Source organism: Streptomyces sp. NPDC001941 (assembly GCF_040296945.1).
Classification (GTDB): domain Bacteria; phylum Actinomycetota; class Actinomycetes; order Streptomycetales; family Streptomycetaceae; genus Streptomyces.
This window is the reverse complement of the sequence record NZ_JBEOYE010000111.1, coordinates 17856-28653: the sequence shown is the minus strand read 5'-3', so window position 1 is coordinate 28653 and position 10798 is coordinate 17856. Positions and strand designations below refer to the sequence as shown.

At 73.7% G+C, this 10798-nt stretch carries 11 protein-coding genes; 4 read left to right on the top strand and 7 right to left on the bottom strand.

The annotated features are described in order from the left end of the window. From ABT160_RS40685 to ABT160_RS40675, 3 genes are all read right to left on the bottom strand, one after another. Window positions 1-1710: ATP-binding protein (locus tag ABT160_RS40685; RefSeq protein ID WP_351653831.1), on the bottom strand; the 1710-nt coding region annotated here is incomplete at its 3' end. Between the two features lie 209 nt (window positions 1711-1919). Next, window positions 1920-2243, bottom strand: coding sequence for an STAS domain-containing protein (locus ABT160_RS40680; RefSeq protein ID WP_351653830.1), 324 nt, complete (start codon window positions 2241-2243; stop codon window positions 1920-1922). A 112-nt stretch (window positions 2244-2355) separates the two neighbouring features. Next, a complete protein-coding gene (locus tag ABT160_RS40675) occupies window positions 2356-3204 on the bottom strand; it encodes a 3-hydroxyacyl-CoA dehydrogenase family protein (RefSeq protein ID WP_351653829.1) in 849 nt (282 codons plus the stop codon). Between the two features lie 220 nt (window positions 3205-3424). Between ABT160_RS40675 and ABT160_RS40670 the strand changes: the two genes are divergently transcribed. After that, window positions 3425-3997, top strand: coding sequence for a cob(I)yrinic acid a,c-diamide adenosyltransferase (locus ABT160_RS40670; RefSeq protein WP_351653828.1), 573 nt, complete (start codon window positions 3425-3427; stop codon window positions 3995-3997). 72 nt (window positions 3998-4069) lie between these two features. On the opposite strand, the gene ABT160_RS40665 is transcribed toward ABT160_RS40670, so the two are convergent. After that, a complete protein-coding gene (locus ABT160_RS40665) occupies window positions 4070-4678 on the bottom strand; it encodes a hypothetical protein (protein WP_351653827.1) in 609 nt (202 codons plus the stop codon). 160 nt (window positions 4679-4838) lie between these two features. Between ABT160_RS40665 and ABT160_RS40660 the strand changes: the two genes are divergently transcribed. The 3 genes from ABT160_RS40660 to ABT160_RS40650 all read left to right on the top strand — a co-directional run bounded on the left by ABT160_RS40660 (window position 4839) and on the right by ABT160_RS40650 (window position 9046). Next, window positions 4839-6062, top strand: coding sequence for a sensor histidine kinase (locus ABT160_RS40660; RefSeq protein WP_351653825.1), 1224 nt, complete (start codon window positions 4839-4841; stop codon window positions 6060-6062). Then, window positions 6059-6724, top strand: coding sequence for a response regulator (locus ABT160_RS40655; RefSeq protein WP_351653824.1), 666 nt, complete (start codon window positions 6059-6061; stop codon window positions 6722-6724). The genes ABT160_RS40660 and ABT160_RS40655 overlap by 4 nt, the downstream gene beginning before the upstream one ends. A 231-nt stretch (window positions 6725-6955) precedes the next feature. Next, window positions 6956-9046, top strand: coding sequence for a glycoside hydrolase family 18 chitinase (locus tag ABT160_RS40650; RefSeq protein ID WP_502984390.1), 2091 nt, complete (start codon window positions 6956-6958; stop codon window positions 9044-9046). Between the two features lie 22 nt (window positions 9047-9068). Here the strand turns inward: ABT160_RS40650 and ABT160_RS40645 are convergent, their stop codons facing one another. From ABT160_RS40645 to ABT160_RS40635, 3 genes are all read right to left on the bottom strand, one after another. Continuing rightward, window positions 9069-9812: a 4'-phosphopantetheinyl transferase family protein gene (locus ABT160_RS40645; protein WP_351653822.1), complete on the bottom strand. Its 744-nt coding sequence runs from the start codon at window positions 9810-9812 to the stop codon at window positions 9069-9071. After that, window positions 9812-10258, bottom strand: a complete 447-nt coding sequence (locus tag ABT160_RS40640) for a DUF2550 domain-containing protein (protein WP_351653820.1) — start codon at window positions 10256-10258, stop codon at window positions 9812-9814. The genes ABT160_RS40645 and ABT160_RS40640 overlap by 1 nt, the downstream gene beginning before the upstream one ends. Before the next feature lie 124 nt (window positions 10259-10382). Then, the gene (locus ABT160_RS40635) at window positions 10383-10754 is read right to left on the bottom strand and encodes a F0F1 ATP synthase subunit epsilon (protein WP_351653818.1); all 372 of its coding nucleotides are present in this window, start codon (window positions 10752-10754) and stop codon (window positions 10383-10385) included. Window positions 10755-10798 lie beyond the last annotated feature (44 nt).

The window sequence follows — 10798 nt, the reverse complement described above, 5'->3', positions numbered from 1 at the left end:
GCCCGCGCGGTCGGCCACCAGGGCCAGGGCGCGGCGGCCCGCGACGGCGCCCCGCTTGTCGGCGAGGGCGCCGCGCATCCCGACGGAAGCCTCCAGCTCGGCGCGGGCCCGCTCCAGGCTGCCCGCGCACAGCGCGAGGACGCCCAGCTCGTGGTGGAAGTACGCGTCCTCGGCGACCTCGCCGGAGATCCTGGCGGCCTCGGAGCCGGTGCGCAGCGCGCGCTCCCAGGCCGACCAGTGCAGTCCGGCGGCGAACGCGGGCGCGGCGCTGCGGGCCAGCAGCACGGCGGCGCTGGCGTGCCCGGCCTCGCGGCCCGGCACCAGGGCGGCCATCGCGGCCAGCAGGGCGTCGGCCTCGGCGCAGGCCCGCTCCGGGGTGACCGAGGGGTGCCCGGCCCACCAGGCGTAGTGCTGGGCCGCGGTGTGGGCGTGGGCGGTGGCCTCCTCCGCGTACCCCTCGGCCTCCAGCTGGGCCAGCACGCCGCCGGCGAGCCGGTGGCGCGGTCCGGCGGGGCTGAGCAGCCCGCAGGCCGTCAGCTCGCCGAGGGCGGCGTCGGCGTGGGTGTCGCCGACGAGGGCGGGCAGGTGGGCCTGGTGCGGGACCTCGCCGCCGAGGGCGACCGCGAAGCGCAGGGTGGCGCGGGCGGCGGGGCTGAGCCGGGAGGCGAGCAGCGCGGCGGGCGCGGCTCCCTCGCCGAGGCTGGGCAGCGGCACCTCGGGGCCGTCGCCGGGGGCGGGCGGCTCGTCGAGGCCGTCGGGGTCCTCGACACCGTTGCCGAAGGCGTCGAAGGCGCCCGGGTCGGCGCGGCGGGCGTCGCGCTGGCGCAGCAGGGCGCCGGCCTGGACGAAGCGCAGCGGCAGCCCCTCGGACTCGAACCAGAGGTCGCCCGCCCAGTTGGCCTCGTCCTCGCTGAGCGGCCGGGCGACGGCCTGTTCGAGCAGCTGCAGGGCGGCGCCGCGGCCGAGTCCGCCGAGCGGGACCTCCTCCAGGTGGGAGTCCTCGGACGGCGCGGGCGTCTCGGGGGTGGCGGCGAGCAGGAAGGCGCACTCGGGGGTGGCGTCCAGGAGTTCGTCGAGCGCGCTGCCGCCGAACTCCAGGTCGTCCAGGACGACGACGGCCCCGATGTCCCGCACCAGGTCGAGCAGTTCGGCGCGTTCGGGGCGGTGGCGGGGGGCGCGGTGGACGGCCGCGAAGAGTTCGTGGAGCAGTTCGGCGGGGGTGCGGTGCAGTCCGGAGAGGCGGACGACGCCGTCCGGGGCGAGTTGGGCGCAGTCGGCGGCGACGGCGTCGAGCAGGGCGCTGCGGCCGGAGCCCGCGGGGCCGGTGAGGCGTACGGAGCGGCCGCGGGCCAGCAGCCGTACCAGGCGGGCCCGTTCCTCCTCGCGCTCCAGGAAGGGTATCGGCGGGGCGGCGGGGCCCGGGGGGACCGGCGGGACCGTGGCGCGGGCGAGTTCGGCGCGCTCGTCGGCGGAGTGGCGGACGGGGCGTGCGGGGCGCTCACCGGGCGGGCAGTGCTCGATCTCGCTGCCGTCGACGGGGTTCACGGTGAGCAGGAAGTCGCCGGAGGTCAGGCGCACGGTGCGGGCGGGTGCGGGGCTCGGCGGCCCGAAGCCGGGAGCGAGGGGTTCGCGCGGGCGGCGGCCCGCCGCGCCCCCGCCGTGACCGTCCTCCTGGCCGTGGTCCTCCGGTCCCCGGTTGATCGGGTCCATGGTCAAAGCCCCCCAAAAGCGTTCGCGCGCCGAAGCCCTCCCCGGCCTTTCGCACGCCCGCTGTCGCTTCTGGTCCGGTGCCCACCGCAAGGGTTCGTCAATCGGCGGGCGACCGCACCCTAGACCTTCGACCAGTATCTACGAACAGCCGGGGTGCCGGGCCGCCCAAGACGTCACAGTCCGGTGAGGATTGCGCGTCTGGGGCGGTTTCACACGCGAGGAAGCGATTCGGCCGCGATGCCGCCCTCGATGGCGAGGATGCGGTGCAGCCGGGTCGCCACGAGCAGTCGCTGCATCTGCGGGGGTACGCCGCGCAGGACCAGGCGGCGGCCGCAGCGGCCGGCCCGCCGGTGGGCGCCCATGATGACCCCGAGGCCGGTGGCGTCCCAGGAGTCCAGACCGGTGAGGTCGAGGACCAGGTCGCCGCGGCCGTCGTCGACGGCGGTGTGCAGGACGGAGCGGGCGTCCGCCGCGCTGCGGACGTCGAGGCGGCCCCCGACGACCAGCTCGGCGTGGTCGCCCCTGATGTGCATATGCGCTCCCCGAGAGTGCTGTGGCTTTCCAACAACTGACTGCCCGACGGGCACATAAGTTGCCGGTTGTAGGTGAACCGATACCGAATTCACCCCTGAGGGTGAACGGGGCTCAGTGCTTGTAGAACCCCTGGCCGCTCTTGCGGCCGATGTCCCCCGCGTCGACCATGCGGCGCATCAGCTCCGGCGGCGCGAACTTCTCGTCCTGCGACTCCGTGTAGATGTTGCTGGTGGCGTGCAGCAGGATGTCGACGCCCGTCAGGTCGGCGGTGGCCAGCGGGCCCATCGCGTGCCCGAAGCCCAGCTTGCAGGCGACGTCGATGTCCTCGGCGGTGGCCACGCCGGACTCGTACAGCTTGGCGGCCTCGACGACCAGGGCGGAGATCAGACGGGTCGTCACGAAGCCGGCGACGTCGCGGTTGACGACGATGCAGGTCTTGCCGACGGACTCGGCGAACTCCCGCGCGGTGGCGAGGGTTTCGTCGCTGGTCTTGTAGCCGCGCACCAGCTCGCACAGCTGCATCATCGGGACCGGCGAGAAGAAGTGGGTGCCGACGACCCGCTCCGGGCGGTCGGTGACCGCGGCGATCTTGGTGATCGGGATGGCGGAGGTGTTGGAGGCGAGCACCGCGTCGTCCCGCACGATCTTGTCCAGGGCGCGGAAGATCTCGTGCTTGACCTCGAGCTTCTCGAAGACGGCCTCGACGACCAGGTCGGCGTCGGCGACCGCGTCGAGGTCGGTGGTCGTGGTGATGCGCGCGAGGGCCGCCTCGGCGTCCTCGGCGGCCAGCCTGCCCTTGGAGACGAACTTGTCGTACGAGGCCCTGATGCCGTCGGTGCCCCGGGTCAGCGCCTCGTCGGTGACGTCGCGCAGCACGACCTCCCAGCCCGCCTGGGCGGAGACCTGCGCGATGCCGGACCCCATGAGTCCGGCCCCGATGACGGCGAGCTTCCTGGCCACTGAGTACCCCTTAACAACCGTTTACCGTTCGTCTCTTGGGCGGAGATTAGTGGCTCAGCGGGTCCGATCGGGCACGAAGAGATGCGCGTCACGTCTCAGATGACGGACATCACACCAAGACGGGTCCCGACTGTCCCCCTGCCCCGTCCGGAAACTTCCGCACGCGTGACGCGGGGCACACCCGAGCCCGGCCCGGGCCGGGCCTCACTACCCTGGACGCATGGTCAATCTGACGCGCATCTACACCCGTACCGGCGACCAGGGCACCACGGCGCTCGGCGACATGAGCCGGACCGCCAAGACGGACCTGCGCATCGCGGCGTACGCGGACGCCAACGAGGCGAACGCCGTGATCGGCACGGCGATCGCCCTGGGGCGGCTGGACCCCGAGGTGGTGAAGGTCCTCACCCGGATCCAGAACGACCTCTTCGACGTGGGCGCCGACCTGTGCACCCCGGTGGTCCAGGACCCCGAGTTCCCGCCGCTGCGCGTGGAGCAGGCGTACGTGGACAAGCTGGAGGCCGACTGCGACGCGTTCCTGGCGGAGCTGGAGAAGCTGCGCAGCTTCATCCTGCCGGGCGGGACGCCGGGCGCGGCCCTGCTGCACCAGGCGTGCACCGTGGTGCGGCGCGCGGAGCGCTCCACCTGGGCGGCCCTGGAGGCCCACGGCGACACGATGAACGCGCTGACCGCGACCTACCTCAACCGCCTGTCCGACCTGCTGTTCATCCTGGCCAGGACGGCGAACAAGGAGATCGGCGACGTGCTGTGGGTGCCGGGCGGCGAGCGCTGACGCCTGCCGGGCGAAGTTCGGCCGTCTGCGCGGCGTACGGGGTACGGCGGCGGTACGGGGACGGAGCGGCGCTCAGCGTTCGGCGCGCACCGGCTCGCGGTCCTCGCGCGCCTCGCCCTCCCCGCCTCCCCCGTCCCGCTCCGCCCGCTTCGGCGCCCGGCGCGGGAAGACCAGGTAGGTCAGGGCGATCACGCCGTGGATGCCGGTGACGCGCCACGCCTGGAAGATCCAGGCGTGCAGCGGTCCGGTGCGCGACGCGTCGCCGACGTACCAGGAGGCGGCGAGCAGCAGCACGCTGGCGACGGCCGCGGCGACCACCGTGCCCAGCCAGACGGCGCCCTCGTGGCGGGCGCGGGCCATGCCGTACTCCGGGGGTCCGGCGGGCCGGGGCGCGCCGCCGAAGCGGTGCGCGGCGTGGCCGTCCAGCCACTTCACGGTGCGGTGGCCGTGGCCGGCCGTGTAGCCGATGTAGAGCGCGGCCAGGCCGTGGGTCCAGCTGGGCTCGGCGCCGTTCCTCAGGTCGATCGCCGTCACCACGAGCAGCACCACCTCCAGGAGCGGCTCGCACAGCAGCAGCGCGGCTCCGGTGCGGGGCATCCGCAGGAGGTAGCGGGCGGCCAGGCCGGCGGCGAGCAGCACCCAGAAGCCGACTTCGCAGATCACGATCATCGTGACGATCACGACGCTCTCCCTTCGTACCCCTCCAGGCTCGCCGCGCGCCGGGCGCCGGGCGTCGTCGCCGGGGACGAACGCGCCCTGCATCCTTCGATGTAGGGCGGTACGGGCCGGGATCGGCCCCGGCGCGGAGGACGGGCCGGTGCGGGCCGTGTTGGATGGAGGGGTGACCCCGCCCCGCCCGCCCCGCTCCGACGTCGTCCTGGCCGCCACCGGCTTCCTGGGCGGCCTCCTGCTGTGGGCGCTGGGGCTGCACTCCCAGGGCGGCCCCCGGCCGGTGCCGCCCTGGGTGGCGCTGGTGCCGCTCGCGGTGGTCTGCCTGTTGCAGGTGAACCGGCGGACCATGCCGCGCACGGGCCTGGCGGTGGGCGCGCTGGCGATGGTGGCGGACCGCTTCACGGTGGGGAACCTGGCCACCGTGCTCGTCTTCACCGACCTGGTGTACGCGGCGGTGGTGTACGGATCGCCCGCGGCGGCCCGGCGGATCCCGGTGGTCTCGGGGCTGGCGACGGTGGCCGCGACGGTGACGTTCCTGGCCTGGCTGCGCAGCCCGGTGGGGCTGCTGTTCGGGGTGCTGTTCGGCCTGGTCACGTTCGGGCCCGCGGCCACCGGCGCGGTCCTGCGCGACCACCGGGACGCCGCGGAGGCGGCCCGGCTGCGGGCCGAACAGACCGCGCTGCTGGCCGAGATGGACCGCGCCCAGGCGGTCAGCGCCGAACGGGCCCGGATGGCGCGGGAGTTGCACGACATGGTGGCCAACCACCTGTCGGCGATCGCCATCCACTCCACGGCCGCGCTGTCCCTGGACTCCCCGGAGACCAGCAGGGACGCGCTCGGGGTGATCCGGGAGAACAGCGTCGCGGGGCTCGCCGAGATGCGCCGGCTGATCGGGCTGCTGCGCGACAGCGGCGGCGACCGCGAGCCGGCCGCCGCGCCGACGCTGGCCGGTCTGGCGGCGCTGGTCGAGGGGTTCCGTACGCACGGCACGGCGAGCGGGCTCGCCTTCGCCCTGGAGGACCGCCGCGACGCCCCGGTGCCGCTGCCCGCGCCGGTGGACCTGGCCGCCTACCGCATCGTGCAGGAGTCGCTGACCAACGCCCTCAAGCACGCGCGGCCCGGGCGGGTGCGGGTGGTCCTCGAGCACACCGGGGGCGGCCGGGCCCTCGCGGTCACGGTGACCAGCCCGGACGGGCGGGGCCCCGGGCCGCGCGCGCCCGGCTCGGGGGCCGGTCTGGTCGGGATGCGGGAGCGGGCGGTGCTGCTGGGGGGCACCTTCGAGGCGGGGCCCGTGGCGGGCGCGGACGCCGGGGCGGACGCGAGCCCGGGGAAGGCCTGGCGGGTACGGGCGGTGCTGCCCGTGGACGACGACGACAAGGAGCGGTCGGCATGAGCGGGCGGACGGGGCGCGTGCGCGTCCTGGTGGCGGAGGACCAGAGCGCGGTGCGCGCCGGTCTCGTACTGATCCTGCGCAGCGCGCCCGACCTGGAGGTGGTGGGCGAGGCCGAGGACGGCGAGCGGGCCGTGGAGCTGGCCCGTGAGCTGCGTCCCGATGTGGTGCTGATGGACGTTCAGATGCCCCGCCTGGACGGGGTGTCGGCGACCCGGCTGGTGGTCGCGGAGGGGCTCGCGGACGTGCTGGTGCTGACCACGTTCGACCTGGACGAGTACGTCTTCGGGGCGCTGCGGGCGGGCGCGGCGGGCTTCCTGCTCAAGGACACCGACGCCCGCGACCTGCTGGCGGCGGTGCGGACGGTGGCGCGGGGCGAGGGCCTGATCGCCCCGGCCGTGACGCGGCGCCTGATCGCCGAGTTCGCCTCCCCCGCCCGCCCGGCGCGGGAGCCCGCGGCGGAGCCGGAGGAGCTGCGGTCGCTGACGCCGCGCGAGCGCGAGGTGCTGGTGTGCCTGGGCGAGGGGCTGTCCAACGCGGAGGTGGCGGTGCGCCTGGACATGGCGGAGGCGACGGTGAAGACGCACGTCAGCAGGTTGCTGGGCAAGCTGGGGCTGCGCAGCCGGGTGCAGGCGGCGGTGCTTGCGCGGGAGTGGGGTGTGTGACGGGGGCGGGCCGGGTGGCGCGGCTCCGGGCCGCCGATGGCCGCCCGGCTCCCGGCCGGTCCTCCGCCGATCCCCCGCTGATCCCCGGCTGACGGGGCTCTGACGCTCAACTCGCCTTTGGTCTGGACCTATTGACGGTTGGTCCAGACCTTTCTACGCTCACGGCGCGCACAAGTTCACGGACCACCCCCGCACGTCCCCGTACGTACGCCCGCGACTTGAGGAGCACCGTTGAGTTTCAGACACAGAGCCGCGGCGGGGTTCACCGCCTTGCTGCTCCCCCTGGCCGCCATGGTCGGCCTGGCCGCCCCCGCCCAGGCCGCCGACGCGGCCAGCGCCACGTACACCAAGGTCTCCGACTGGGGCACCGGCTTCGAGGGCAAGTGGACGGTGAAGAACACCGGCACCACGACCATCAACGCCTGGACCGTCGAGTGGGACTACCCCACCGGCACCCGCGTCACCTCCGCCTGGGACGCCGACGTCACCTCCTCCGGCACCCACTGGACCGCCAAGAACAAGGGCTACAACGGGACCCTCGCCCCCGGTGCCTCGGCCTCCTTCGGCTTCAACGGCGCCGGGGCCGGCGCCCCCTCCGGCTGCAAGATCAACGGCGCCTCCTGCGACGGCAGCACCCCGGTCGACACCCCGCCGACCGCCCCCGGCACCCCGGTCGCCTCGGACATCACCACCAGCTCCATCAAGCTGAGCTGGACCGGCGCGACGGACGACAAGGGCATCAAGAACTACGACGTGCTGCGCAACGGCACGGTGGTCGGTTCGACCTCCACCACCTCGTACACCGACGGCGGCCTGACCGCCGACACGGAGTACACCTACACCGTGCGCGCCCGTGACACCGCCGACCAGACCGGCCCGGCCAGCGCCGCGGTCAAGGCCCGCACCAGCGGCGGCCAGCCCGGCGACAACCCGCCCTCCGCGCCCGGCACCCCGGTCGCCTCGAACGTCGGCGACAACTCGGTGACCCTCACCTGGACCGCCGCCACCGACGACAAGGGCGTGCAGAACTACGACGTGCTGCGCAACGGCTCGGTCGTCGGCACCGTCACCGCCCTGACCTTCACCGACAAGGGCCTGACGAAGGACACCAGCTACACCTACACGGTCCGGGCCCGCGACACCGCGAACCAGGTCGGCCCGCTGAGCGGGGCCACCCAGGTCCGCACCACCGGCGGCACCAAGCCCAGCAGCCTCGTGAAGATGGGCTACTTCACCAACTGGGGCGTCTACCAGCGCAACTACCACGTGAAGAACCTGGTGAGCTCGGCGTCCGCGTCGAAGATCACGCACATCAACTACGCCTTCGGCAACGTCCAGGGCGGCAAGTGCACCATCGGCGACTCCTACGCCGACTACGACAAGGCCTACACCGCCGACCAGGCCGTCGACGGCGTCGCCGACACCTGGGACCAGCCGCTGCGCGGCAACTTCAACCAGCTGCGCAAGCTCAAGGCCAAGTACCCCAACATCAAGGTGCTGTGGTCCTTCGGCGGCTGGACCTGGTCCGGCGGCTTCGGCCAAGCCGTGCAGAACCCGACCGCCTTCGCCCAGTCCTGCTACGACCTGGTCGAGGACCCGCGCTGGGCCGACGTCTTCGACGGCATCGACCTGGACTGGGAGTACCCCAACGCCTGCGGCCTGTCCTGCGACACCAGCGGCGCCGCGGCCTTCAAGACCATGATGCAGGCCATGCGCGCCAAGTTCGGCACGGGCAACCTGGTGACCGCGGCCGTCACCGCCGACGCCTCCGCCAACGGCAAGATCGACGCGGCCGACTACGGCGGCGCGGCGCAGTACATGGACTGGTTCAACGTGATGACGTACGACTTCTTCGGCGCCTGGGCGGCGCAGGGCCCGACGGCCCCGCACTCCCCGCTGACCGCGTACGCCGGCATCCCGCAGGCGGGCTTCAACTCCGCCGAGGCGATCGCCAAGTACAAGGCCAAGGGCGTCCCCTCCGCCAAGCTGCTCCTCGGCATCGGCTTCTACGGCCGCGGCTGGACCGGCGTGACGCAGAAGGAGCCCGGCGGCACCGCGACCGGCCCGGCCCCGGGCACGTACGAGCAGGGCATCGAGGACTACAAGGTCCTGAAGAACTCCTGCCCCTCCAACGGCACCGTGGCCGGCACCGCCTACGCCTTCTGCGGCAACCAGTGGTGGAGCTACGACACCCCGGCGACCGTGACGTCCAAGATGGGCTGGGCCAAGGACCAGAGCCTGGGCGGCGCGTTCTTCTGGGAGTTCAGCGGTGACACCACCAACGGCGAGCTGGTGAGCGCCATCAACAGCGGCCTCGGATAACCCTCCGGGGCGTCCCGGCCGGTCAGCGGCGGGGGCGGTGCAGCACGCCGTCCCCGTCGTAGGCCACCTCGTGCACCACCACCGGGTGGTCGTCGCCGAGCAGCGCGACGGCCGCCCGGTAGCCGTCCCCGGCCGGCACGTCGTACAGCCGCACCGGCGTCACGGGCTCCGGGCGCCCCTGCCACTCCAGCAGCTCCGCGGGGGCGTCCGGGGCGCTCACCGTCAGCCGCGACGGGTCGACCATCAGACCGTCCCCGGTGGCCTTCAGGACCGCTTCCTTGCGCGACCAGTACGTCGAGAAGGCGCGCCGCCGCGCCTGCTCGTCCAGCGCGTCGAGGACCTTCCGCTCCGGCTCGGACAGGGCCATCAGCGGCAGGTCGGGGAAGGTCGCCGTCTGCTCCACGTCCACGCCGACCGGGACGCCCAGCGTGACGGCGACCAGCACCCGGTCCCCCGAGTGCGACAGCGAGAACTCCAGCGGGGTGCCCGGCAGGGCCGGCTTGCCGTGCGCGTGGTCCGAGCAGTGCTTGCAGTACGGGACGAAGGCGAGGTCCCGGGGGTCCGCGTCCAGCTGGGCCGCGACGACGTGCCGGACCAGGGCGTGGGCGGTCAGGTAGAGGCGCTGCGGCTCCGGCCGCAGGAAGTTCTCGTACCGCTCGCGCTCGCGGGCGTCGAGCAGCGGCAGGAGCGCCGGTACGAGGGCGGTGGCGTCGGCGGACCAGACGTGGCACTCACCGGGGCGCACCCGGGCGATCACGGGCGGCATCAGGCCACGTTCACCCGCTGGCCGGGGGGCGCCGCCTCCAGCCAGGCCAGGAAGCCGGTCAGCGCGTCGTCGCTCATCGCCAGCTCCAGGCGGGTGCCGCGGTGCAGACAGGCCAGGACGACGGCGTCGGAGAGCAGCGCCAGTTCCTCCTCGCCCTCGGGCATCCGGCGGGCCAGCACCTCGATGGCGGAGCGCTCCAGGACGCGGCGGGGCCGGGGGGCGTACGAGAAGACGCGGAACCAGGCGATGCGGTCACCGCTGTAGCGGGCCACGCCGTACACCCAGCCCTTGCCGGACGCGTCCGGCTCCTCCGGCACGTTCCAGCGGAGGCTGCAGTCGAAGGTCCCGCCGGAGCGCTGGATCAGCCGCCTGCGCAGGCCGAAGACGAAGAGCCCGATCACCACCAGGGCGACGACCACGCCGCTCAACAGCAGAGCGAGGAACATCTCCACCGACCTCCTCGCATCGTCCCGTAACCGAAGTACAACCCGCATTCGCCTCAGCCGCGGCACGGGCTGGAGAATTCCAGACCGGGCCGCGGCTGAGGGTCGATCAGTCCGGCGCGCCTACTCAGCGCACCGACACGGCGCGCAGACGGACGTCGGCACGACGCTCGGCGGCGGCGTCCGAATCCGACTTGGCGCGCTCCAGCGCGCGCTCGGCGCGCTGCTGGTCGATCTCGTCCGCAAGCTCGGCGATCTCCGCCAGCAGCGAAAGCTTGTCGTCCGCGAACGAGATGAAACCGCCGTGCACAGCGGCCACGACCGTTCCCTCGCTCGTACGGATCGTCACCGGGCCCGACTCCAGCACACCGAGCAGCGGCTGGTGACCGGGCATGACGCCGATGTCGCCGGACGTGGTGCGCGCGACGACCAGGGTGGCCTCGCCGGACCAGACCTGACGGTCGGCGGCGACCAGCTCGACGTGCAGCTCAGCAGCCAAGGGTGGCTCCTCGGGTCACCACCCGGCGATGGGTGCCGGGTGTT